This is a genomic window from Bradyrhizobium sp. in8p8, from assembly GCF_000426845.1.
In the GTDB taxonomy this organism is placed as follows: Bacteria; Pseudomonadota; Alphaproteobacteria; order Rhizobiales; family Xanthobacteraceae; genus Bradyrhizobium; species Bradyrhizobium japonicum_C.
In genome coordinates this window covers 35,186-56,954 of sequence record NZ_AUGD01000020.1, presented here as the reverse complement: position 1 = coordinate 56,954, position 21,769 = coordinate 35,186, and the positions used below count along the sequence as shown (strand labels likewise).

Annotated in this window: 24 protein-coding genes and 1 pseudogene; 23 read left to right on the top strand and 2 right to left on the bottom strand. The window is 64.5% G+C overall.

The window, feature by feature from the left end; all coding sequences use genetic code 11:
• Window positions 1-26: 26 nt before the first annotated feature.
• From rpsE to K408_RS0131770, 13 genes and pseudogenes are all read left to right on the top strand, one after another.
• A complete protein-coding gene (rpsE, locus tag K408_RS0131825) occupies window positions 27-623 on the top strand; it encodes a 30S ribosomal protein S5 (protein WP_014494507.1) in 597 nt (198 codons plus the stop codon).
• Between the two features lie 24 nt (window positions 624-647).
• Window positions 648-842, top strand: coding sequence for a 50S ribosomal protein L30 (rpmD, locus tag K408_RS0131820; RefSeq protein WP_011088137.1), 195 nt, complete (start codon window positions 648-650; stop codon window positions 840-842).
• 75 nt (window positions 843-917) lie between these two features.
• A complete protein-coding gene (gene rplO / locus K408_RS0131815; protein ID WP_011088136.1) occupies window positions 918-1,403 on the top strand; it encodes a 50S ribosomal protein L15 in 486 nt (161 codons plus the stop codon).
• A 249-nt stretch (window positions 1,404-1,652) separates the two neighbouring features.
• On the top strand, window positions 1,653-2,984 hold the full coding sequence (secY, locus tag K408_RS0131810) for a preprotein translocase subunit SecY (RefSeq protein ID WP_024342459.1): 1,332 nt from the start codon (window positions 1,653-1,655) through the stop codon (window positions 2,982-2,984).
• Window positions 2,981-4,192 (top strand): preprotein translocase subunit SecY, encoded by a 1,212-nt coding sequence (locus K408_RS0131805; RefSeq protein ID WP_024342460.1) that lies wholly within the window; start codon window positions 2,981-2,983, stop codon window positions 4,190-4,192. Before secY ends, K408_RS0131805 begins: the two co-directional genes overlap by 4 nt.
• Window positions 4,189-5,055, top strand: coding sequence for an adenylate kinase (locus K408_RS0131800; RefSeq protein ID WP_024342461.1), 867 nt, complete (start codon window positions 4,189-4,191; stop codon window positions 5,053-5,055). Before K408_RS0131805 ends, K408_RS0131800 begins: the two co-directional genes overlap by 4 nt.
• A gap of 185 nt (window positions 5,056-5,240) precedes the next feature.
• Window positions 5,241-5,609 (top strand): 30S ribosomal protein S13, encoded by a 369-nt coding sequence (rpsM, locus tag K408_RS0131795; RefSeq protein ID WP_008549231.1) that lies wholly within the window; start codon window positions 5,241-5,243, stop codon window positions 5,607-5,609.
• 123 nt (window positions 5,610-5,732) lie between these two features.
• The gene (rpsK, locus tag K408_RS0131790; protein ID WP_007603045.1) at window positions 5,733-6,122 is read left to right on the top strand and encodes a 30S ribosomal protein S11; all 390 of its coding nucleotides are present in this window, start codon (window positions 5,733-5,735) and stop codon (window positions 6,120-6,122) included.
• 111 nt (window positions 6,123-6,233) lie between these two features.
• Window positions 6,234-7,265: a DNA-directed RNA polymerase subunit alpha gene (locus K408_RS0131785; RefSeq protein WP_029674561.1), complete on the top strand. Its 1,032-nt coding sequence runs from the start codon at window positions 6,234-6,236 to the stop codon at window positions 7,263-7,265.
• A 146-nt stretch (window positions 7,266-7,411) separates the two neighbouring features.
• A complete protein-coding gene (gene rplQ, locus K408_RS0131780) occupies window positions 7,412-7,828 on the top strand; it encodes a 50S ribosomal protein L17 (protein WP_024342463.1) in 417 nt (138 codons plus the stop codon).
• 175 nt (window positions 7,829-8,003) lie between these two features.
• The gene (locus K408_RS0131775; protein WP_024342464.1) at window positions 8,004-8,792 is read left to right on the top strand and encodes an SDR family NAD(P)-dependent oxidoreductase; all 789 of its coding nucleotides are present in this window, start codon (window positions 8,004-8,006) and stop codon (window positions 8,790-8,792) included.
• 57 nt (window positions 8,793-8,849) lie between these two features.
• Window positions 8,850-9,142 (top strand): annotated as a pseudogene (locus tag K408_RS41455) (DUF1330 domain-containing protein).
• An 11-nt stretch (window positions 9,143-9,153) separates the two neighbouring features.
• Window positions 9,154-10,467, top strand: coding sequence for a chloride channel protein (locus K408_RS0131770; protein WP_024342465.1), 1,314 nt, complete (start codon window positions 9,154-9,156; stop codon window positions 10,465-10,467).
• Window positions 10,468-10,521: 54 nt separating this feature from the next.
• Here the strand turns inward: K408_RS0131770 and K408_RS0131765 are convergent, their stop codons facing one another.
• Window positions 10,522-11,535: a zinc-binding alcohol dehydrogenase family protein gene (locus K408_RS0131765; RefSeq protein WP_024342466.1), complete on the bottom strand. Its 1,014-nt coding sequence runs from the start codon at window positions 11,533-11,535 to the stop codon at window positions 10,522-10,524.
• A gap of 121 nt (window positions 11,536-11,656) precedes the next feature.
• Between K408_RS0131765 and K408_RS0131760 the strand changes: the two genes are divergently transcribed.
• Window positions 11,657-12,034: a winged helix-turn-helix transcriptional regulator gene (locus K408_RS0131760; RefSeq protein WP_024342467.1), complete on the top strand. Its 378-nt coding sequence runs from the start codon at window positions 11,657-11,659 to the stop codon at window positions 12,032-12,034.
• A 45-nt stretch (window positions 12,035-12,079) separates the two neighbouring features.
• On the opposite strand, the gene K408_RS0131755 is transcribed toward K408_RS0131760, so the two are convergent.
• Window positions 12,080-13,693, bottom strand: a complete 1,614-nt coding sequence (locus tag K408_RS0131755; RefSeq protein ID WP_024342468.1) for an OprO/OprP family phosphate-selective porin — start codon at window positions 13,691-13,693, stop codon at window positions 12,080-12,082.
• A gap of 312 nt (window positions 13,694-14,005) precedes the next feature.
• Here K408_RS0131755 and K408_RS0131750 point away from each other — a divergent pair, with 312 nt between their 5' ends.
• The 9 genes from K408_RS0131750 (at window position 14,006) to K408_RS0131710 (ending at window position 21,729) form a co-directional block, all read left to right on the top strand.
• Window positions 14,006-15,412 (top strand): DegQ family serine endoprotease, encoded by a 1,407-nt coding sequence (locus K408_RS0131750; RefSeq protein ID WP_024342469.1) that lies wholly within the window; start codon window positions 14,006-14,008, stop codon window positions 15,410-15,412.
• Window positions 15,409-16,743: a replication-associated recombination protein A gene (locus K408_RS0131745; RefSeq protein ID WP_024342470.1), complete on the top strand. Its 1,335-nt coding sequence runs from the start codon at window positions 15,409-15,411 to the stop codon at window positions 16,741-16,743. The genes K408_RS0131750 and K408_RS0131745 overlap by 4 nt, the downstream gene beginning before the upstream one ends.
• Window positions 16,744-16,813: 70 nt before the next feature.
• Window positions 16,814-17,098: a type II toxin-antitoxin system RelE/ParE family toxin gene (locus K408_RS0131740; RefSeq protein ID WP_024342471.1), complete on the top strand. Its 285-nt coding sequence runs from the start codon at window positions 16,814-16,816 to the stop codon at window positions 17,096-17,098.
• Between the two features lie 9 nt (window positions 17,099-17,107).
• Complete coding sequence (locus K408_RS0131735) at window positions 17,108-17,425, top strand: HigA family addiction module antitoxin (RefSeq protein ID WP_024342472.1); 318 nt, start codon at window positions 17,108-17,110, stop codon at window positions 17,423-17,425.
• Window positions 17,422-18,636, top strand: coding sequence for an RluA family pseudouridine synthase (locus K408_RS0131730; RefSeq protein WP_024342473.1), 1,215 nt, complete (start codon window positions 17,422-17,424; stop codon window positions 18,634-18,636). The genes K408_RS0131735 and K408_RS0131730 overlap by 4 nt, the downstream gene beginning before the upstream one ends.
• Before the next feature lie 31 nt (window positions 18,637-18,667).
• Window positions 18,668-18,976, top strand: coding sequence for a hypothetical protein (locus K408_RS0131725; protein ID WP_024342474.1), 309 nt, complete (start codon window positions 18,668-18,670; stop codon window positions 18,974-18,976).
• Window positions 18,977-19,048: 72 nt separating this feature from the next.
• Complete coding sequence (locus tag K408_RS0131720) at window positions 19,049-19,843, top strand: ATP12 family chaperone protein (RefSeq protein ID WP_024342475.1); 795 nt, start codon at window positions 19,049-19,051, stop codon at window positions 19,841-19,843.
• Window positions 19,844-19,900: 57 nt separating this feature from the next.
• Window positions 19,901-21,469: a flagellar hook-length control protein FliK gene (gene fliK / locus K408_RS0131715; protein WP_024342476.1), complete on the top strand. Its 1,569-nt coding sequence runs from the start codon at window positions 19,901-19,903 to the stop codon at window positions 21,467-21,469.
• Window positions 21,466-21,729, top strand: coding sequence for an EscU/YscU/HrcU family type III secretion system export apparatus switch protein (locus K408_RS0131710; RefSeq protein WP_024342477.1), 264 nt, complete (start codon window positions 21,466-21,468; stop codon window positions 21,727-21,729). The genes fliK and K408_RS0131710 overlap by 4 nt, the downstream gene beginning before the upstream one ends.
• Window positions 21,730-21,769 lie beyond the last annotated feature (40 nt).

Below are 21,769 nucleotides of genomic sequence, written 5' to 3'. Positions count from 1 at the left end.
TAAGCCTCTGAAGGATTGGAAAAACCATGGCAGCTGAACGCGAACAACGTGGTGGACGCGATCAACGCGGCGGCGGACGTGAACGCAGGGAGCGCGAGGAGCGCGACAGCGAGTTCGTCGACAAGCTCGTCCACATCAATCGCGTGGCCAAGGTCGTCAAGGGCGGCAAGCGCTTCGGTTTCGCAGCGCTGGTCGTGATCGGCGATCAGAAGGGCCGCGCCGGCTTCGGTCACGGCAAGGCGCGCGAAGTGCCCGAGGCGATCCGCAAGGCGACCGAGTCGGCCAAGCGTAACCTGACGCGCGTGTCGCTGCGCGAGGGCCGCACGCTCCATCACGACATCGCCGGCCGTCACGGTGCGGGCCGTGTCTACCTGCGTGCAGCTCCGGCCGGTACCGGCATCATCGCCGGTGGCCCGATGCGTGCCGTGTTCGAGACGCTCGGCGTCCAGGACGTGGTGGCGAAGTCAATCGGCTCGTCGAATCCGTACAACATGGTGCGCGCGACCTTTGACGCGCTCAAGCACCAGGATTCGCCGCGTTCGGTCGCAGCCCGCCGCAACATCAAGGTGTCCACCCTCCAGTCGCGTCGTATCGGCGGCGATGCCGAGGCGGCTGCCGACTAACGGAAGCTTTTCGGAGTAACTCCCATGGCCAAGGCCGCAAAGACGATCAAGCTCGAGCAGACCGGCAGCGCGATCCGCCGCCATCACTCGCAGCGTTCGACGCTGATTGGGCTCAAGCTCAACAAGATCGGCCGCACCAGCGAACTGCCTGACACCCCGGCAGTCCGCGGCATGATCGAGAAGGTTCACCATCTCGTCCGTATCGTCGACGAGAAGTAAGCAAGAGCGCAGGATCCCGAAAACCGGGAAGCGGTTTTCGGTGAAGATCGTGCGCAAGACACAAGGAGAAGGGCGATGAAGCTCAGCGATATCGCCGACAACGCCGGCTCGCGCAAGAAGCGCATGCGCGTCGGCCGCGGCATCGGTTCCGGCAAGGGCAAGCAGTCCGGCCGCGGCGGCAAGGGCCAGACCGCGCGTTCGGGCGTGCGCATCAAGGGGTTCGAAGGCGGCCAGATGCCGATGCATCGCCGCCTGCCCAAGCGCGGCTTCAACAACATTTTCCGCGTCGAGTTCGCCGAGATCAATCTCGACCGGCTCCAGGAAGCGGTCGATGCCAAGAAGATCGACGCCGGCAGCGTCGTGAACGTCGAGGCCCTGGTAAAGGGGGGTGTGCTGCGCCGCGCCAAGGGCGGCCTGCGGCTGCTCGGCCGCGGCGAGCTCAAGTCCAAGCTCAACATCGAGGTGCACGGCGCCACCAAGACGGCGATCGCGGCGGTCGAGAAGGCCGGCGGCTCGGTGAAGATCCTCGCCCCCGCCAAGGAAGAAGGCGAGGCGGCGTAACAACTGCGTCATCGGCCCGCGGCGCGCGGGCCTTTACGCATGCGGGAACGTAGACTTATCGAAGGCGAGCCTTAGATAATGTCCGGTGTCCGCCAAAGCATGATACGGAAAAGTGTGAAGCGGTTTTCCGGGAAGATCATGCTTAATGCGACAACCTAAAGCGCGATGACGAGGCATCCTGATCTCATCGCGCCTTAGCAGCCCGGCCGCGGGCATGACGGCGCAACAGGCGGCGGGAGAAAGTCCAAGATGGTCTCTGCAGCGGAACAACTGGCAGCCAATCTCAATTTCGGCGCGTTTGCCAAGGCCGACGAACTGAAGAAGCGCATCTGGTTCACTCTGGGTGCGCTGCTCGTTTATCGGCTCGGGACTTACATCCCGCTGCCGGGCATCGATCCCAACATCTGGGAGCAGGTGTTCCGCTCGCAGGCGGGCGGCATCCTCGGCATGTTCAACATGTTCGCCGGCGGCGGCATCCACCGCATGGCGATCTTCGCGCTGAACATCATGCCGTACATCTCGGCCTCGATTATCATCCAGCTTCTCACCACCGTCTCGCCGCAGCTCGAGGCCCTGAAGAAGGAAGGCGAGGCCGGCCGCAAGACTCTGAATCAGTACACCCGCTATCTGACGGTGATCCTGGCCGCATTCCAGTCCTATGGTATTGCTGTGGGTCTCGAGGGCGCCGGCAATGTCGTCAGCGAGCCCGGCCTGTTCTTCCGCCTGTCCACCGCGATCACGCTGACCGGCGGCACCATGTTCCTGATGTGGCTGGGCGAGCAGATCACCTCGCGCGGCATCGGCAATGGCATTTCGCTGATCATTCTCGCGGGCATCGTTGCCGAGCTCCCCGCCGCGCTCGCCAGCATGCTCGAACTCGGCCGTCAGGGTGCGATGTCGACCGGCCTGATCCTGGTCGTCATCATCATGGCGGTCGTCGTGATCGCCTTCATCGTGTTCATGGAGCGCGCCCAGCGCCGCCTCTTGATCCAGTATCCGAAGAGGCAGGTCGGCAACAAGATGTTCGAGGGTCAGTCCTCGCATCTGCCGCTCAAGCTCAACACCTCCGGCGTGATTCCGCCGATCTTCGCATCCTCGCTGCTGCTGTTGCCGACCACGGTTGCGAACTTCAACGCGGGCAGCGGGCCGGAATGGTTTCAGTGGATCACCACGCAGCTCGGCCATGGCCGTCCGCTGTTCCTGATCATGTATCTGGCGCTGATCGTGTTCTTCGCGTTCTTCTACACCGCGATCGTGTTCAACCCGACCGAGACCGCGGACAATCTGAAGAAGCACGGCGGTTTCATTCCGGGCATTCGCCCCGGCGAGCGCACCGCCGAATACATCGACTACGTGCTCTCGCGCATCACCGTGCTCGGCGCCATCTATCTCGCGATCGTCTGCTTGATCCCCGAGATCCTGATCTCCTACGCCTCAGTGCCGTTCTATTTCGGCGGCACCTCGCTGCTGATCGTGGTCAGTGTCACCATGGATACGGTGGCGCAGGTCCAGGGCTATCTGCTGGCGCATCAGTACGAGGGCCTGATCCGCAAGTCGAAGCTGCGGGGCCGCCGTAGATGAACAGGGAGCTCGCCCGCCGAATCGCTTTGACGATCGGCGCGCTGCTTCTTTTCAGGCTCGGCACGCAGATTCCGATTGCCGGGGTAAGCACGTCCAGCCTCTTGCCGACCTCGGCCCTCATCGCCCGCCTCTCGCTCTTTGCACTCGGCCTTGTTCCCTATCTGACCGCTGCGATCTTTGTTCGGCTGCTGTCGGTGGTGTGGCCCGGCGTGAGTTCGCTTGAGCGCTCCGGTGAGAGCGGTCGCCGCAAGATTGCGCGGGCTACGCTCGGGCTCACCTTGGTTCTCGCTGCCTTTCAAGCCTATGGCATTGCCTCAGCGTTGACGTCCATTCCGGGCCTGGTCAGGAGTCCCGATGGCTGGTTCGTGGCGGCGGCGACGGCCTCGATGGTCGGAGGCGTCTTCGTGCTGGTGTGGTTGAGCGAACAGATCACCCGCCACGGCATCGGCAACGGCCTGGCTCTGATCCTGAGTGCCGGCTTTCTCGTCTCCATTCCGCAGGACGTCTCGGGCATCGTCGGTCTCGTGCAGAGCGGGGCAATCTCGGGCTATCTCGTGCTCGGCCATGCCGTGTTCTGGATCGTGACCGTGGCCGTGATCGTGCTATTCGAAGAGGCCCGGCGGAACATTCCCGTCACATTTGGCGCGCGCAGGGTCGGTACGCGATACCTGCCCGCGCGTAATGCCGTGCTGCCTATCAAGCTCAACAGCGCCGGGTTTCTGATTCCGGTTACCGTGGCGCCGTGGATATTCTTTCTGCCGCTCACCTTTGCTGGCCTGGTCCTGGGCGGCGATCACTCGGCGGTCGCGGCGGTCTACGGACATCTTCAAATGGGGCAGCCTGTGCACCTCATGCTCGTGTCGATTGCCGTGTTCGTTCTGGCCTTCGTCTACACCGCCTACGTCGTGGATCCCGAGTACACCGCCAAATGTCTTGCCGCCCGCGATGGCGCCATTCCCGGTGTTGCTCGCGGCGAGGCTACCGCCGATTATCTCGATCGCGTCGTGTCATTGACGACGGTCGTCGGAGCCGTCTACCTGACGGCGTTGCAGGTGATTCCGGAGGTCTTCGACCTTTACGGGATCGGACTGCCTTATAGTATGGTTATCAATGGCGGTGCGGTGCTGGTTGTGGTTTGCACCGCTCTTGATATCAAAGCACAGGTGCGCGACGTATCGCTCACCAATCCGGGGGGCGTACGCCGATGAGAATTATACTTCTGGGACCGCCGGGATCGGGCAAGGGGACTCAGGCTCAGCTTCTGGTGCAGCGCTATGGCATCGTTCAGCTCTCGACCGGCGAGATGCTGCGTGCCGCTGTTGCTGCTGGAACGCCGGTCGGACTGAAGGCCAAGGAGATCATGGCCAGCGGCGGCCTCGTGCCGGACGATGTCGTCGTGGGAATCATCTCCGACCGGATCGACCAGCCGGACGCCAAGAAGGGTTTCATCCTCGATGGCTTCCCGCGCACCGTGCCGCAGGCCGAGGCGCTGGACGAGTTGCTCAAGCGCAAGCATCTCAAGCTCGACGCCGTGATCGAGCTCCGCGTCAACGAGAGCGCGCTCTTGAACCGCGTCGAGACCCGGGTAGCCCAGATGCGCGAACGGGGGGAGGAGGTCCGTGTCGACGATACCCCGGAGGTCCTGACCAAGCGGCTGGCCAGCTACCGCAGCCAGACGGAACCGCTGATTCACTACTATTCCGAGCGTCGAAAGCTTTCCACCATCGACGGCATGATGGCCATCGACGAGGTCACCCAGGCCATCCATCGCCAACTCCTGGCCCTCGGTGCGGTTGAGCCCAAGACCCGCGCCCGAAGCGCAGCGAAGGCGGCGCCTGCCAAAAAGGCCAAGACCACCAAGAGGACGGCCAAGAAACCGACGAAAACCACCAAAAAAGGCGCCAAATCGGTCAAGACTGGCAAGAAGGCGGCCAAGAGGGTCGTGAAGGGCCCCAAGACGGCGACCAGGAAAACAGCCAAGAAGGCGGTCGTGAAGACCGCCGGGAAGGCCGTCAAGAAGGGAGCCAGAAAGGCCGCAAAAAAGGTCACGAAAAAGCGAGCCAAACGCTAGCAGCGGTTGACGAAAGCCCCCGGAATCCCCTAATAAGCCCCGCATCCAAGTCGGATAGTTTCAGACGATGCCGGGCCCCAGGAAGACCGGGGGTGGGCGTCGTGTTCGCGTTTGTGAACACCTGCCCGAGAACACAAGCACTTAAAGCCCGGTCCTGACGAGGATCGGCGACAGGAGAGAAGGCCGTGGCCCGTATTGCCGGCGTGAACATTCCCACCAACAAGCGCGTGCTGATCGCGCTCCAGTACATCCATGGCATCGGTCAGAAGATCGCCGGTGAGATCCTGGAGAAAGTGAAGATTCCCGTGGATCGTCGCGTCAATCAGCTCAGCGACGCCGAAGTGCTTCAGATCCGCGAAGTCATCGACCGCGACTATCTCGTCGAGGGCGATCTGCGTCGTGAGGTCGGCATCAACATCAAGCGTCTGATGGACCTCGGTTGCTATCGCGGCCTGCGTCATCGTCGCGGTCTGCCGGTGCGCGGCCAGCGTACCCACACCAATGCGCGTACGCGCAAGGGCCCGGCCAAGGCCATCGCCGGCAAGAAGAAGTAAGTTTTCGAATCCAATCGCGGCGTGTGGCGAAGAGGGGATGACCCGTTCGCCACGCGCTTTTCGTTCCACAGGTGTAGCCGCTGGCATTACGGCGGCGTTTGAGATCTTCAGGAAAGGGACTCAATGGGCAAGGAAGCCACCCGCGTTCGTCGTCGTGAGCGCAAGAACATCGCGTCCGGCGTCGCGCACGTGAACTCGTCGTTCAACAACACGACCATCACCATCACCGACGCGCAGGGCAACACGATCGCCTGGTCCTCGGCCGGCACGATGGGCTTCAAGGGCTCGCGCAAGTCGACCCCGTATGCCGCGCAGGTCGCCGCCGAGGACGTGTCGAAGAAAGCGCAGGAGCACGGGATGCGCACGCTCGAAGTCGAGGTCGCCGGTCCCGGTTCAGGCCGCGAATCCGCGCTCCGCGCGCTCCAGGCCGCAGGCTTCACCGTTACTTCGATCCGCGACGTGACCACGATCCCGCACAACGGTTGCCGTCCCCGCAAGCGTCGGCGCGTTTGATACCAGGTTGCGGGCGCATCGGCGCCCGCAATGAGTTTTGCAATAAGCCGCAGGTACGGCCCGCGGCCTTTCTCCAACGCCAGTGTCTGCATGGCAGTTCGACTGGCCTGTATGGGTGAAACAGTGACGATCCAGAAAAATTGGCAAGAACTGATTCGGCCGAACAAGCTCCAGGTCACGCCTGGCAGCGACCCCTCGCGTTTCGCGACCATCGTCGCCGAGCCGCTCGAGCGCGGCTTCGGCCAAACCCTCGGCAATGCGCTGCGCCGCATCCTGCTGTCGTCCCTCCAGGGCGCGGCGGTGCAGTCGGTGCATATCGACGGCGTGCTGCACGAGTTCTCCTCGATCGCGGGCGTCCGTGAGGACGTCACCGACATCGTGCTCAACATCAAGGACATCTCGATCAAGATGCAGGGCGAAGGCCCCAAGCGCATGGTCGTGAAGAAGCAGGGTCCGGGCGTCGTGACCGCCGGTGACATCCAGACCGTCGGCGACGTGGTCGTGCTGAACCCCGATCTGCAGATCTGCACCCTCGACGAGGGCGCCGAGATCCGCATGGAGTTCACGGTCTCGACCGGCAAAGGCTACGTGCCCGCCGAGCGCAACCGTCCCGAGGACGCGCCGATCGGCCTGATCCCGGTTGACAGCCTGTATTCGCCGGTCCGCAAGGTCTCCTACAAGGTCGAGAACACCCGCGAGGGCCAGATCCTCGACTACGACAAGCTGACAATGACCATCGAGACCAACGGCGCGATCACGCCGGATGACTCCGTGGCCTACGCTGCGCGCATCCTGCAGGATCAGCTCAACGTGTTCGTCAACTTCGAAGAGCCGCGCAAGGAAGTCGCCCAGGAGATCATCCCCGATCTCGCGTTCAACCCGGCCTTCCTCAAGAAGGTGGACGAGCTCGAGCTGTCGGTGCGTTCGGCCAACTGCCTGAAGAACGACAACATCGTCTACATCGGCGACCTCGTGCAGAAGAGCGAAGCGGAAATGCTCCGCACCCCGAACTTCGGCCGCAAGTCGCTGAACGAGATCAAGGAAGTGCTGGCCCAGATGGGTCTGCACCTCGGCATGGAAGTGCCGGGCTGGCCGCCGGAGAACATCGACGAGCTCGCCAAGCGCTTCGAGGATCACTACTGAGCGGATGGCGAATAGGGAGTGGCGAATGGACGATTATTCGCCATTCGCTACTCACAACTCGCTTTCAAAGGGCGAACGCAGGCAGCCCACCTGAGCAACATGTCCGACGAACCGTCGCGGCAGTTTTAACGTAAAGGACTACTCACATGCGTCACGGCAAGGTTCATCGGAAGCTCAACCGCACGGCCGAGCATCGGCGCGCGATGTTCGCCAACATGGCGGCCGCGCTGATCAAGCACGAGCAGATTGTCACCACGCTGCCGAAGGCCAAGGAGCTCCGTCCGATCGTGGAGAAGCTGGTCACCCTCGGCAAGAAGGGCGGCCTGTCCATGCGCCGCCAGGCGATCTCCGAGATGCGCGACAAGGATCAGGTCAAGAAGCTGTTCGACGTGCTCGCGCCCCGCTACAAGGACCGCCAGGGCGGCTACACCCGCATCATCAAGGCCGGCTTCCGCTACGGCGACAACGCCGCGATGGCCGTGATCGAGTTCGTCGACCGCGACGTCGATGCCAAGGGCCAGGATTCCGGCCCGGTGCAGGAGACGGAAGCCGAGGCGGCGTAAGCCGGCCGGCATTTCGATCTGACAAAGCGGCGCTCTCGCAGGCGCCGCTTTTTTGTACATGGATGCGCATTCGGCGAACCACCTTGCGAGCACCGCGCCACTCACGCGTGAGTGAGCGCCGATTGCACTCCATCGAACGCGCCCGATATCTCCGCCATCATCATGGAGACATCGTATGAAGATCGACCTATCCGGCAAGACCGCTCTCGTCACCGGCTCGACCGCCGGAATCGGCTTCGCCATTGCCAAGGGCCTCGCCGGCTCGGGCGCGAGCATCGTGATCAACGGCCGCGGCCAGGACAAGGTCGATGCGGCGGTGCGCAAGCTGGAAGGGACTGGCGCAAAGGCCCGCGGCATCGCCGCCGACGTCTCGACTGCGGCAGGCTGCAAGGCGCTCGTTAGGGCAGTGCCCGAGATCGACATCCTCATCAACAATGCCGGCATCTTCGAGCCGAAGGACTTCTTCGATATCCCCGATGAGGATTGGACGCGCTTCTTCGAGGTCAACGTCATGAGCGGCGTGCGGCTGTCGCGCGCGTACATGAAGGGCATGCTCGATCGCAACTGGGGCCGCGTCGTCTTCATCTCCTCTGAGTCCGGGCTCAACATTCCCGTCGAGATGATCCACTACGGCATGACCAAGACGGCCCAGCTCTCTGTCGCGCGCGGACTGGCGCAGCTCACCCGCGGCACCGGCGTCACCGTCAATTCCGTGCTGCCTGGCCCGACCATGTCGGAGGGCGTCGAGACGTTCGTGAAGGATCTCGCCAGGCAGAACGGCCAATCGGTCGATGAAGCCGCCGCCAATTTCGTCAAGCAGCATCGCCCTAGCTCGCTGCTGCAACGCTTCGCCAGCGTCGAGGAAATCGCCAACATGGTGGTCTACGTCGCATCCAAGGAGGCGTCCGCGACCAACGGTGCAGCGCTGCGCGCCGAGGGTGGCATCGTCAACACGATCGCCTGAGACGATGCGCATGGCGGCCCCTGTGATATCGAGGCCGGGGTGCGCGACAGAGCTACGATGGGGCCTACCGCACGCTCGCGGCGCAGACCATTGCCCAATATGGCGGCCGCTATCTCGCGCAGGGCGACGCTGCCGAGGTGGGGGAGGGTGGTCCGCCGGCCAAGACCATCATCATCGTCGAGTTTCCCTCGATGGCCCGGGCGCGCGAATGGTACGCATCGGCAGAATATGCCGATGCACTGAAGCTTCGGCAGACGGCGCTCGAGCGGCAACTGCTATTCGTGGAAGGTGTAGTGCCAGCTTACCTGATCTGCCTACTGGGTGCTTCAATTTGGCGCCCGGCAGGCTAGAATGAACTTCTATGTTCTGGCCCCTATCGACCCGCCATAGACGTCTGTTCAGCCTGACATCCGCGCGGTGGCGGCGGCAGGCGATCTTTCTGCTCGGTGGGATCGGAGTCGGCGCCATTGCGGTGGCGCTAGCGCAAGTTGCCGACCTCGCCCAGCACGCCTTTGCGTTGCTGCTCGCGAAATCGCGCTATGCCGTGCTGGCGGTGACGCCGCTCGGCTTCGTGCTGTCGGCCTATCTGACCATCCGTCTATTCCCGAACGCGCAGGGCAGCGGAATTCCGCAGGCAATTGCGGCGCGGCACCTGACCGATCAGGGCGCGCGAGAGAGCCTGGTCTCGATCCGGGTTGCGATCGGAAAGGTGATCCTCACTCTGTTCGGTCTGTTGTGTGGCGGCTCCGTTGGGCGGGAGGGGCCGACGGTGCAGGTCGGTGCTTCCATCATGTTCGCGCTCGGCCGCGTCTCGCCGCGCCGCCAGCCCGGATTGATCCTGGCTGGTGCCGCGGCCGGCTTGGCCGCGGCGTTCAACACGCCGCTGGCTGGCATCGTCTTCGGCATCGAGGAGATGAGCCGCGCTTTTGAAACCCGCACGTCCAGCCTCATCATTGCGGCCGTCATCGCGGCCGGCCTCACCTCGCTCGCGCTCGCCGGCAATTACGCCTATTTTGGCAGCAGCGCGACGACGCTGGCGCGTGGAGCGGACTGGCTCGCCGTTCCACTTTGCGGGGTGGCCGGCGGCCTCGCGGGCGGCCTGTTCAGCCGCATCGTCATCGCGATGGCGCGCGGCTTCAATAATCCGCTCGGACGCGCGATCAAGAGCCATCCGCTGTGGTTTGCATTCGCCTGCGGTCTCGTCGTCGCGATCTGCGGCCTGGTATCCGGCGATACCATCTATGGCACCGGTTACGAGCAGGTGAAGGCGGCGCTGGAGCACAGCTCGCCGCTGCCGCAGGATTTCTGCGCCCTCAAGTTTCTTGCCACCACCTTTGCTGCGATCAGCGGCATACCGGGCGGCATTTTCTCGCCGTCGCTCGCCGTCGGTGCCGGCATTGGCAGCAACATCGCCTCGTTCTTCCACGATGCGCCGCTCGGCGCGATCATGCTGCTCGGCATGGTCTCGTATTTCGCGGGCGTGGTGCAGGCGCCGATTACCGCCTTCGTGATTGTGACGGAGATGACCGACAATCACGGCATGGTCGTGCCGTTGATGGCGGCGGCGCTGATCGCGCACGCGACTTCGCGGATGATCTGCGAGGAGGGCATCTATCACGCGCTCGCCAAGGGATTCATCGAACGGGCGACGCGTCCGCAGGAAAAGATGCAGTAGGGTGGGCAGAGCGAAGCTTGCCCACCACTGACTTGTTTGCCCTACGAAGTTCGCCTACCACCCCTCCAGCACGATCTTGCCGCGCGACTTGCCACTCTCCAGCAGCGCATGCGCGCGCTTGAGGTTGGCGGCGTTGATCGTGCCAAAGGTCTGGTCGAGCGTGGTGCGCAGCACGCCCTTGTCGATGAGGTCGGAGACGTCATTGAGCAGATGATGCTGGGCGATCATGTCCGGCGTCTGGAACGATGAACGCGTGAACATTGATTCCCAGTGCACCGAGATCGCCTTGCCCTTGAAAGTGCTCATGGTGAACTCCGGGGGATCGTCAATGAGGCCGAACTTGCCCTGCGGCGCCATGAACTCCGCGATCGCCTTGTAGTGCTGGTCGGTGAAGGTGAGGCTTGCCACCAGCGCGACCGGCGGCAGCTTCAAGGCCTCGATCTGCTCCTTCATCGGCTTGCCGTGGTCGACCACTGCATGTGCACCAAGATCGAGACACCACTTTTGCGAATCCGGCCGCGTCGCCGTGGCAAGCACCGTCAGACCGGTGAGGCGGCGGGCGAGCTGGATCAGGATCGAGCCGACGCCGCCGGCGCCTCCCGTGATCAACAGGGTGCGCGGATCGACGCTCTTGCCCGGTACCGCGCCGAGACGGTCGAATAGCAATTCCCAGGCCGTGATGGAGGTGAGGGGAAGCGCGGCGGCCTGCGCGAACGACAGGCTCTTTGGCTTGTTGCCGACGATGCGCTCGTCGACCAGGTGGAATTCGGCATTGGTGCCCTGGCGCAGGATCGAGCCGGCATAGAACACCTCGTCGCCCGGCTTGAACAGCGTGACGTCAGGACCGATAGCGTCGACCACGCCGGCGGCGTCATAGCCCAAAATCTTGGTCTCGCCTTCGGACGGGGCAGCGCGCTTGCGGACCTTGTAGTCGACCGGATTGGCCGAGATCGCCTTCACGGCGACGCGGATGTCGCGCCCCTTGGGTTCGGGCTTTGCGGTCTCGAAATCGATCAGGGACTCTGCTTCCTCGATAGGAAGCGATTTCTTGTAGCCGACGGCTTTCATGGCTTGTCTCCATCAGATGGCGTGTTCGCCTGCCGCTCTAACTGTCGCCCTGGCCTCCAATTGGCAAGTACTGTAAATTTGGGGATATAGTCCCTGTTTGGATACTATTGGGAAAACACGAATGAAACGGCGCGATTTTGCCCGTCGTCCGGGTTGTTCGGTCGAGGCGACGCTGGACCTTATCGACGGCAAGTGGAAAGGCGTGATCCTCTACCACCTCCAGAGCGGCACGCAGCGGTTCGGCGAATTGCGCCGCCGGATGCCCGGCATCACCCAGCGCATGCTCACGAAGCAGCTGCGCGCGCTGGAGGAGGACAAGCTCGTCATCCGCAAAGTCTATGCCGAGGTGCCGCCGCGCGTGGAGTATTGCCTCTCCGAACTCGGCGAGAGCCTCAAGCCGGTCATCGACATCCTGAAGGCCTGGGGCGAGAGCCACCAGGAGCGGCTGTCCTGCGCGTCGCCGCCGGTGGTCGTGAAGAAGCCGCGGCGCGCGGCGTAGAGCTTCCGGGAGCGGATCGCACCGCTCCCGGAAAAGCCGGCTGTGTCAGAACGCGAACTGGGTGCGCATCGCGACCGCGTCGAACTTCGAGCCGACATCGGCGGTCGATACGGGCGAAGCCTGTCGCGATACCGTGCCGTGCAGATAGTCCAGCATGAAGCGGACGTTGCCGTTGACGTACCAGTTGAGCGCCAGCGTGTAGACGGTCTGACGTCCGCCGGCAACGCCGGTAGCCGTTGCAAGCTGATCGTTGAGGTCGATCGTCGAGAAGCGTCCTGCGATCTCCCACGCACCCCAGCCGCCGCCATCGAGCGAGAACGGATGTGCCGGTTTGACACCGTGATAGGCGGCGTTCGCCGCATTGTAGGTCCGGCCTTCGCCCGTCAGCACGTAGCCAGCCTGCGCATAGCCGCCCTGGAATTTCAGGCTTGGTGCGCCAGCCAGCGGCACGCTGGTGTTGGCCGTGCGATCGACGTTGTACCAGAAGTACTCGCCCTGGACGATGAACGGACCGTAGGTCGCCGCGGCTTCGACGCTGTAGACCTGCGCACCCGAGACGTTGGCGATGGCGCCGGTGGAGATCAGCGGTGTCGGGTCGAGGCGCAATTCCGGACGATCGCTCAGCGTGACAGTCTGCGTGTTGGCGATCAGATTGCGCGGCGGCTGGATCAGCCATTGCGCATTGGCGCCGATATGCACCGAGTAGTCCTTGGCGCTGATGGGATTGCCAGCGACTCGTGCCACGGCGCCATATTGCTCGCTCGTGCCCGGCGGCGAGACGCTCGAAGCGGAATGGATCGCGCCCGTCGTGGGGCCCGTGACATAGCCGCCGATCCAGAGCTGGTCGTTGAACCAGCGCGCACCGGCTGCGGAGCGGAAGTCGCCGGCGCCGATGTTGGTCGCGATCACGCCTGGCGAGGCGCGCTCCATGAACATGATGTCGTTCGAGCTCGTGGCCTCGTCGAGAGTGTATGGCAGATCCATGATGCCGGCCTCGATCGCCATCTTGCCGCCGAACGGCTTCAGGCCGGTATAGCTGAGATAGGCGTTCTCTACGCCGGAGAGGCCACCGCCCGGAAGCGATCCCGGTGCGGCGCCGCCAAATCCGTCCGACGAGCCGCCGAAATCGTAGATCAGCGCGAAGTTCCAGTCGTGGAAGAACTTGCCGGTGACACCGATGCGTGCGCGGCGGACGTTTTGGCCGCTATCGAGCTTCTGCGGCACAGTCGCCGCCGTATTGGGGCGATAGTCGTAGCCGCCGACATCCCAGTGCAGGCGGCTGGTGATGCCGACGCAGTTTGCTCCATCGGCGGTGCAGATGGTCGGCCGGTTGTTCGGCATCGTCACGACGACACCGGATGCAGGTGCCGGCCCTTTGACCGGGATCGCCGCGTTCGCGTTGGCCACGGCCGCCTTCGCCTCCGACCGCGCCTCGGCTTTCGCCTCGGCCTTGGCTTCGGCTTTGGCTCTTGCCGTGGCCGCCGTATTCGCCGCGGTTTGGCTCTGAAGCCTGTCGAGCTTCTGCTCGAGCAACTTCAACTGCTGCTTCAGGAGCGCGATCTCCTGCTCGCTGCTGCTTGCCGATTGGGCCTGGGCCTGCGAGGCCGCCAGCGCGCCGGCGAGACCAATTGCCGTGGCCGCAATTCTTGTTCTGCTCACGTACGCCTCCCATCGTTTGACGAACTTTCCAAGTCGCGAACGGAGAGCCTAGGTGGGATCGATGACTGCCCCGCGACGCTGCGTCCGGTTGTGCGGTTCCCACTGATGCCAATTCGCCGCAACCGAATCCTGCGTCACTCCACAATGCTGGATGACACGCATCATGCCAATCGATCGCTCAGGCAAATTGCCGAATCGCACGCTGCGCTTGCATGCCGGGTACAGCGGGCACGGGCCGAATATTGCCCTCCGGCGCCCTTCTATTGCGGGACGAACGCGCCTATATTCCGGCGTCTTTTCCAAGAGGTAGGAATGTTTCGATCGACCTGGAGCGCCGTCGTTACGGCATCGTGCATAGTCTTTTCGGCCCATTTCAATCCGGCTGCCGCGCAGGACCGTCGGGTCCCGGCGTCGCCGGTCGAGCTGCGGCTGTCCTATGCGCCGATCGTGCAGCGGGTGCAGCCGGCGGTCGTCAACGTCTACGCCGCCAAGGTGGTGCAGAACCGCAATCCGCTGCTCGACGATCCGATCTTTCGCCGCTTCTTCGGCGTGCCGGGCCAGCAGCCCGAGCAGATGCAGCGCTCGCTCGGCTCCGGCGTCATCGTCGATGCCTCCGGCCTCGTTGTCACCAACGTGCACGTCATTGAGGGCGCGGATCAGGTGAAGGTGTCGCTGTCGGACAGGCGCGAGTTCGAGGCCGAGATCCTGCTGAAGGATTCCCGAACCGATCTTGCCGTGCTCCGCCTGAAGGACACCAAGGAGAAATTCCCGACCCTCGATTTCACCAATTCCGACGAACTCTTGGTCGGCGACGTCGTGCTCGCGATCGGCAATCCCTTCGGCGTCGGCCAGACCGTGACCCACGGCATCATCTCGGCGCTCGCACGCACGCAGGTCGGCATCACCGACTACCAATTCTTCATCCAGACCGATGCGCCGATCAATCCCGGCAATTCCGGCGGCGCGCTGGTCGACATGAGCGGCAGGCTCGCGGGCATCAACACCGCGATCTATTCGCGCTCCGGCGGCTCGCAAGGGATCGGCTTTGCGATTCCCGCCAACATGGTGCGCGTCGTCGTCGCCTCCGCCAAGAGCGGCGGCAAGGCGGTGAAGCGGCCGTGGCTTGGGGCAAAATTGCAGGCGGTGACGCCCGAGATTGCGGAAAGCCTCGGCCTGCGCTCGCCGACCGGTGCGCTGGTCGCAAGCGTGGTACCGACTGGGCCCGCAGCGAGGGCCGGTCTGAAATCCTCCGACCTCATCATCGGGATCGATGGCCAGACCGTGGATGATCCCAACGCTTTCGACTACCGCTTCGCAACCCGTCCGCTCGGCGGCACCGCGCAGATCGACGTGCAGCGCGGCAGCAAGCCGGTCAGGCTCACGGTGGCGTTGGAGACCGCACCCGATACGGGGCGCAACGAACTCGTCATCACCGCGCGTTCGCCATTCCAGGGCGCGAAGGTCTCGACCATCACGCCCGCGGTGGCCGACGAACTGCGTCTTGACGCCGATACCGAGGGCGTCGTGATCACCGATATCGGTGGCGATACTGCGGCCGCGAGCGTCGGCTTCCAGAAGGGCGACGTCATCCTTGCAGTCAACAATCAGAAGATCAGCAAGACCGCGGACCTCGAAAAGGCGGCAGGCGAGCGACCGCGCATCTGGCGTATCACGCTTGTGCGCGGCGGCCAGCAGATCAACGTCACGCTGGGCGGATGAGTCCGAGGCGACCACAGGACGCGCCCACCCTGTTCGGTGCTGCGGGGCTCGACCGCGACGCTCCGCATCCGCTGCCGGATCGGTTGCGTCCACGCGTGTTGTCGGAGGTCGTCGGTCAGGATCATATCCTCGGGCCCGATGGTGCCCTGACGCGCATGCTGGAGACGCGCTCGCTCGGTTCGCTGATCTTCTGGGGCCCGCCGGGCACCGGCAAGACCACGGTGGCGCGGCTGCTGGCGGACGCGACGGATCTGCATTTCGAGCAGATTTCGGCGGTGTTCTCCGGCGTCGCCGATTTGAAGAAGGCCTTCGATGCTGCGCGCGCCCGCCGCGAGATGGGCAAGGGCACGCTGCTCTTCGTCGACGAGGTGCATCGTTTCAATCGCGCCCAGCAGGATTCCTTTCTGCCCGTGATGGAAGATGGCACCGTCGTCATGGTCGGCGCCACCACCGAGAACCCATCCTTCGAGCTCAACGCGGCGCTCCTGTCCCGCGCCCGTGTGCTGGTGTTTCGCTCTCTCGATGCCGCCGCGATCGAAAAGCTGTTCGCGCATGCCGAGGCTGTGGAGGGCAAGAAGCTGCCGCTCGACCCCGAGGCACGCGCGGTGCTGGTGCGGATGGCCGACGGTGACGGGCGCGCCTCGCTGACGCTCGCCGAAGAGGTCTGGCGGTCGGCGCGGGCGGCCGAGATCTTCAATGCCGCGCAACTGCAGGAGATCTTGCAGCGCCGCGCGCCGATCTACGACAAGTCGGCCGATGGCCACTACAACCTGATCTCCGCGCTGCATAAATCGGTACGCGGCTCAGATCCCGATGCGGCGCTGTATTATCTCGCGCGCATGTTGGACGCCGGCGAGGACCCGCTGTTCCTGGCCCGCCGCGTCGTGCGCATGGCAGTCGAGGACATCGGTCTCGCCGATCCGCAGGCGCTCGTCGTTGCGAACGCGGCCAAGGACGCTTTCGACTTCCTCGGCCATCCCGAAGGCGAACTCGCGATCGCCCAGGCTGTGGTCTATCTCGCCACCGCTCCGAAATCGAACGCCGTCTACACTGCCTTCGGCACGGCAATGCAGGTCGCCAAGCAGGCGGGCTCGCTCCTGCCGCCCAAGCACATCCTCAATTCTCCGACCAAGCTGATGAAGTCGGAAGGCTACGGCGCAGCGTACGAATACGACCACGACACGCCGGATGCCTTCTCCGGCCAGGACTACTTCCCGGAATCCCTGGGCCGCCAGACCTTCTACGACCCGCCCGAACGCGGCTTCGAGCGGGAGATCCGGAAGCGGCTCGATTACTGGGCCAAGCTGCGCAAGGAGCGGGGCGGCAAGTAGCCGAAGAACGCATTATGCCGGCGCGATGAGTTACACTTTACGTAATCCGTAAATCATGCTAGGGAACGGCATGATCGTCAGCTACCGTGACAAGCGCACGGAGCGATTTGCCGCTGGCCAGCACGTCAAGGACTTCTCGGGGTTTGCCGGTCAGGCAGAGACCCGCCTCGATCGATTGGGCGCGGCAACAAGCCTAGCGGACCTGGCGGCATTGCCGGGTAATCGTCTGGAAGCCTTTAGGGGCGATCGTGCAGGACAATTCTCGATCCGGATCAACGATCAATGGCGGATCTGTTTTAGTTGGCCGGAAGGGTCGTCTGGCCCAACCGATGTAGAGATCGTCGGCCATCAGTGAAGGAAGCTTATGCCCCGCACGCCCATGCATCCCGGCGAACAACTCGCCGAAGAGCTGCGCGAACTCGGCATCACGGCCGCAGAGCTGTCGCGTCAGATCGACGTGCCGGTCAATCGCATCACTGGCATCATCAACGGACAGCGCGGCATCACCGCCGATACGGCGCTGCGGCTTGGTCACTGGTTTGGCACCAGCCCGCAATTCTGGATGAACCTGCAACAGCAATATGAGCTGCGGCTGGCGGAGAAGGAGGTGGGCGCGCAGGTTGCGTCGCTGCCCCGCCGCGCCAATGCGCAGTCGACACGAAAGCTTGGAAAGACCGCATGAGCCGCCGCATCAAGAGAATGAATCCAAAACCGCGTTCGCGTGACGAGCGCGACAACTCGCGCCCGCATCAGGCGCATAGCGCGAAGAGGGCCGGGCCACGTCCTAGTGGCAAGCCCGGCAGCAAGCCACCGCGCTTTGCGGGTGAGCGCGCCGAGCGGCGTGGGCCCAAGGTGGAACTGGAAAGGTCCGCGCCGGCAAAGCCTGTCGAAGCATTGCTGCCGACCAAGGTGCAGACCGTCACCGTGACGTCCGACGAGAACAACATGCGCGTCGACCGTTTCCTCGAAGCGCGCTTTCCCGGCCTGTCGTTCTCCCATATTCAGCGCGTCGTTCGCAAAGGCGAGCTGCGCGTGGACGGCAAGCGCGTCGACAGCAAGGACCGGCTGGAGGAGGGGCAGAGCGTCCGCATTCCGCCGCTGAAGCTCGACGCCCCGAAGGGCGGCGGCGAGCTCTCGGAGGCTGCCCAGAAGACGCTCAAGGCGCTGAAGGAGATGACGATCTGGGAGGACGACGACGTCCTCGTGCTGAACAAGCCGGCCGGCCTTGCCGTGCAGGGTGGGTCGGGCATGACGCGGCACATCGACCAGATGCTTGAGGTGATGCGCGATGCCAAGGGCCAGAAGCCGCGCCTCGTGCACCGCATCGACAGGGAGACGTCGGGTTGTCTCCTGATCGCCAAGACTCGCTTCGCCGCCTCGCACCTGACCGGCGCATTCCGCTCACGGTCGGCGCGCAAAGTCTATTGGGCTCTGGTACCGGGCCTGCCGAAGCCCAAGCAGGGCCGCATCTCGACGTTCCTGGCGAAGGAGGAGGGCGAGGACGACACCATCATGCGGATCGCCCAGCATGGCGATGAGGGCGCGAGCCACGCGGTGACCTATTATGCCGTGGTCGAGACCGCCGGCAACAAGCTGACCTGGGTGTCGCTGAAGCCGGTGACCGGCCGAACCCACCAGCTCCGCGCCCACATGGCCCATATCGGCCATCCCATCGTCGGCGATCCCAAGTATTTCAACATCGAGAACTGGCAGTTGCCGGGCGGACTGCAGAATCGGCTGCATCTCTTGGCACGCCGCATCGTCATTCCGCATCCGCGCGGCGGCGTCATCGACGCCACCGCACCGTTGCCGCCGCACATGCAGCAGTCGTGGAACCTGCTCGGGCTGGATGCAACCAGATTTGATCCGATCGAGAACGCGCCTGAGGAATAGCCGGGTTGAACGGGCGCGGCCGGTCTACGACATGTCCCCGATGAGTCGGCTCTCGATCTGTTTTGTACTGATGGCGGCGCTCTGCACGGAGCAGGCTGCGCACGCGCAATATGTGTCACCGGGCGCCTCGCGCCTCGCTCCACTATCGCCCCAACCACCGCCGCCGCCGAAGATCGAGGCACCGAAGGTTCCGCAATTCGACGCGCCACCGCGATACAATTACCAGCCACTTCCGCGCAATTCGTTCGGCGATCGCTTCACAAAGTGTCTCGACGCCGCCGCGGCCGCGGGATTGGGCCCGGCCGATCGCGGCACTTATGCACGCAGTTGCGCCAACTAGCGGCGCTCATCGTCGTCCTGGTGAAGTCTCGGCGACGCAGGTAATTTGACTGACGAAGGATCGAAGAAGCAGATGCGCGAGTTGTTCGAAGAGGCAGCAGGCCAGCCCACGCCGGATCCCCGGGCATCGGCGCGCGCGTCCGCGCGTCCGCCGCAGCGCAAGCGCTTCTACAAGGAGGCGGGCGTTGCTGAGGCCGAGGGCGGTTTCGCCGTCACGCTCGACGGCAAGGCGATCCGCACGCCAAGCGGCCGTCAAGTGCTGATTCCGGCGCGGACGCTTGCCGATGCCGTGGCCGCTGAATGGGCGGCTCAGGGCGAAAGCATCGACCCGGTGAGCATGCCCCTGACGCGCATCGCCAACAGCGTCGTGGAAGGCGTCGTCGACCGCGTCGAACTCGTCAGCGACGACCTCGCGAAATATTTCGAATCCGACCTTCTGTTCTATCGCGCTGGCCATCCCGAAAGGCTGGTCGCCCGCGAGGCCGCGCATTGGGATCCCGTGCTGTTCTGGGCGGCGGAGGCGCTGGGCGCACATTTCATCCTGTCCGAGGGGGTCATGCATGTGAAGCAGCCGGACGAGGCGTTGAAGGCGGCCCGTGCCGCCCTGCCGCAGGATGCCTGGTCGGTCGCCGCGCTCCACATGGTGACGACCCTGACCGGCTCGGCGCTGCTGGCGCTGGCGCTGGCTCATGACGTGCGCGATGCCGGGCAGGTCTGGGATGCCGCCCATGTCGATGAGGACTGGAACATCGAGCAATGGGGGGTGGACGAGGAAGCGGCCGCGCGCCGCGCCACGCGCCTCAGGGATTTCGAGGCCGCCGTGACGGTCTTGGCGGCGGCAAAGGCGCTCGCGGCCAAAGGTCCTTAACGAGAGGTTTACGACGCCGGCCTTAGGGTGGGGGCGTGCTCCCTGGGGCCTTTTGCGATGCCGACGCCGGTCACGTCCATTCTTCCCGTCAGTGCCGCCAGCTCCCTGGCTGATGCGACGACGCCCGACCTCGTGCTTCAGGCGGGCAGCGTCGTCAATGCCAGGGTGGTCGGCGTGATGGCCGACAATCTGGTGCGGATCGCGATCGCCAACCTCTCGATGGACGTCATGTCGGAGGTCCCGCTGACGCCGGGGCAGAATCTCCAGCTCGCGGTCTCGCAGAACAACGGCACCATTCGGCTCGCAGTTCTGGGTGGGGCAGGCGAAGCGGCTGCCGATCAGATCACGCTGACGCCCCGCGCGGCATCGTTGCTGGAAAGCCCGCCACTTGCCCCGTCGGCGGGTGCTTCGCGCAACACGCTCACGCCGTTGGAGCATGCTGCTGTTGCGGTGGCTTCGGCCGATGCCGCGACCAGACAGGGCAGCCAGGCCACCCTGTTTGCCAATCTGGCCTCCGTCGTCACCGGCAGCGATCTGCCCGCGGGCTTGAAGCAGGCGGTGCTGGACGTGCTGGCACAGCAGACGCCGCTCAACACCGGGCTCGACGGCGGTGATATCGAATCCGCCTTCCAGAAGTCAGGGCTGTTCCTCGAGGCCTCGCTTGCCGCGGGGGCGCCGTCCTCCGGCACGATGCCCGATTTGAAGGCGGCGCTGCTGGTGCTGCGCCATGCGCTGGCGACAATCGGGACTGCGGTACCATTGACGCAAGCCGCCGCGACGACTCCGGCAGCAGGGGGAGCGGCGCAGGCCGCATCGCCGTCGACCGAAACCGCCCAACAGCCGCAAGTGCCGCGCGGCGCCAATTCCGCAGCTGCCCTGCCCGCCGAGATCGCTGGCAGCGCTTCGCAGCCGGCGGCACTGCGAACCATGTCCGCCGGCCTTGCGGCGAGCTTGCTGCAAGAGGTCGCGCAAGAGCTGCCGCGTCTGGCCGGCAACGTGCCGGGGTCCAGCAAGGGCGTGCCGGATGGCCGCCTCTTCGAGGCCGCCACGCAGCCGACGCCCCCGCCGTTCCGCGGAGCGCTGCCGGCGCCGCAGTCCATCGCCGCGCCATCGCTCGCGCCGGACACGCCGCTTGCCGCGACCGTGGATCGCCTGCTCGACGACACTGATGCTGCGATCGCGCGGCAGACGCTGTTGCAGATTGCTTCGCTGCCCGATCGCAGCGGTGCGACCGGGCACCGGATCGATCCGGCCGTGCCGCAGTGGAATTTCGAGATTCCATTCGCGACCCCGCAAGGAACTGCCATGGCGCAGTTCGAGATCTCGCGCGATGGTGGCAATGAGGCCGCCGATCCCGTCGCGCAGGCTTGGCGTGCACGCTTCTCGCTGAATGTGGAGCCGGCGGGCCCCGTCCACGCGCTGATCACGCTCAACGGCGACAAGACCTTCGTGCGGATGTGGGCCGAGCGGCCGGCGACGGCGCAGCAGCTCCGTGCCGGCATCGGTGAGCTCAGCCAGGCGCTGACGCGCGCCGAGCTCAAGCCGGGCGACATCCTGGTCCGCGACGGCACGCCGCCGCAACCGGCGCCGGCCCCCGCCGGACATTTTCTGGATCGCGCGACATGAGCGATTCAACCAAGCTCGCGATCGCGCTGCACTACGAGAAGGGCACCAACGCCCCAGTCGTCGTGGCCAAGGGCAAAGGCACGATCGGCGAGAAGATCGTCGAGATCGCCAGGGCGCACGACATCCCGATCGAGGAAAACGAGGTGTTGGCCGGCGCGCTCTCCAAGGTGGAGCTCGGTGAAGAAATTCCGCCGGACCTCTACAAGGCCGTGGCCGAGGTGCTGGTGTTCGTGCTGCGGCTGTCGGGCCGGGGAAGGTAAGGATCACCCGTCATCGTTTCACCACGTAGCGGCTGCATGG

What these genes read in the sequence shown, in the direction of transcription:
- K408_RS0131785 (WP_029674561.1), top strand. Translation starts at nt 6,234, where the DNA reads ATGGGTGAAACAGTGACGATCCAGAAAAATTGGCAAGAACTGATTCGG.
- K408_RS0131765 (WP_024342466.1), bottom strand. Translation starts at nt 11,535, where the DNA reads ATGAAAGCCGTCGGCTACAAGAAATCGCTTCCTATCGAGGAAGCAGAG.
- secY (WP_024342459.1), top strand. Translation starts at nt 1,653, where the DNA reads ATGGTCTCTGCAGCGGAACAACTGGCAGCCAATCTCAATTTCGGCGCG.
- K408_RS0131735 (WP_024342472.1), top strand. Translation starts at nt 17,108, where the DNA reads ATGCCCCGCACGCCCATGCATCCCGGCGAACAACTCGCCGAAGAGCTG.
- fliK (WP_024342476.1), top strand. Translation starts at nt 19,901, where the DNA reads ATGCCGACGCCGGTCACGTCCATTCTTCCCGTCAGTGCCGCCAGCTCC.
- K408_RS0131800 (WP_024342461.1), top strand. Translation starts at nt 4,189, where the DNA reads ATGAGAATTATACTTCTGGGACCGCCGGGATCGGGCAAGGGGACTCAG.
- K408_RS0131760 (WP_024342467.1), top strand. Translation starts at nt 11,657, where the DNA reads ATGAAACGGCGCGATTTTGCCCGTCGTCCGGGTTGTTCGGTCGAGGCG.
- rpsE (WP_014494507.1), top strand. Translation starts at nt 27, where the DNA reads ATGGCAGCTGAACGCGAACAACGTGGTGGACGCGATCAACGCGGCGGC.
- K408_RS0131775 (WP_024342464.1), top strand. Translation starts at nt 8,004, where the DNA reads ATGAAGATCGACCTATCCGGCAAGACCGCTCTCGTCACCGGCTCGACC.
- K408_RS0131730 (WP_024342473.1), top strand. Translation starts at nt 17,422, where the DNA reads ATGAGCCGCCGCATCAAGAGAATGAATCCAAAACCGCGTTCGCGTGAC.
- K408_RS0131745 (WP_024342470.1), top strand. Translation starts at nt 15,409, where the DNA reads ATGAGTCCGAGGCGACCACAGGACGCGCCCACCCTGTTCGGTGCTGCG.
- rpmD (WP_011088137.1), top strand. Translation starts at nt 648, where the DNA reads ATGGCCAAGGCCGCAAAGACGATCAAGCTCGAGCAGACCGGCAGCGCG.
- K408_RS0131750 (WP_024342469.1), top strand. Translation starts at nt 14,006, where the DNA reads ATGTTTCGATCGACCTGGAGCGCCGTCGTTACGGCATCGTGCATAGTC.
- K408_RS0131805 (WP_024342460.1), top strand. Translation starts at nt 2,981, where the DNA reads ATGAACAGGGAGCTCGCCCGCCGAATCGCTTTGACGATCGGCGCGCTG.
- rpsK (WP_007603045.1), top strand. Translation starts at nt 5,733, where the DNA reads ATGGGCAAGGAAGCCACCCGCGTTCGTCGTCGTGAGCGCAAGAACATC.
- K408_RS0131710 (WP_024342477.1), top strand. Translation starts at nt 21,466, where the DNA reads ATGAGCGATTCAACCAAGCTCGCGATCGCGCTGCACTACGAGAAGGGC.
- K408_RS0131770 (WP_024342465.1), top strand. Translation starts at nt 9,154, where the DNA reads ATGTTCTGGCCCCTATCGACCCGCCATAGACGTCTGTTCAGCCTGACA.
- K408_RS0131725 (WP_024342474.1), top strand. Translation starts at nt 18,668, where the DNA reads ATGTCCCCGATGAGTCGGCTCTCGATCTGTTTTGTACTGATGGCGGCG.
- rplO (WP_011088136.1), top strand. Translation starts at nt 918, where the DNA reads ATGAAGCTCAGCGATATCGCCGACAACGCCGGCTCGCGCAAGAAGCGC.
- K408_RS0131720 (WP_024342475.1), top strand. Translation starts at nt 19,049, where the DNA reads ATGCGCGAGTTGTTCGAAGAGGCAGCAGGCCAGCCCACGCCGGATCCC.
- rplQ (WP_024342463.1), top strand. Translation starts at nt 7,412, where the DNA reads ATGCGTCACGGCAAGGTTCATCGGAAGCTCAACCGCACGGCCGAGCAT.
- K408_RS0131740 (WP_024342471.1), top strand. Translation starts at nt 16,814, where the DNA reads ATGATCGTCAGCTACCGTGACAAGCGCACGGAGCGATTTGCCGCTGGC.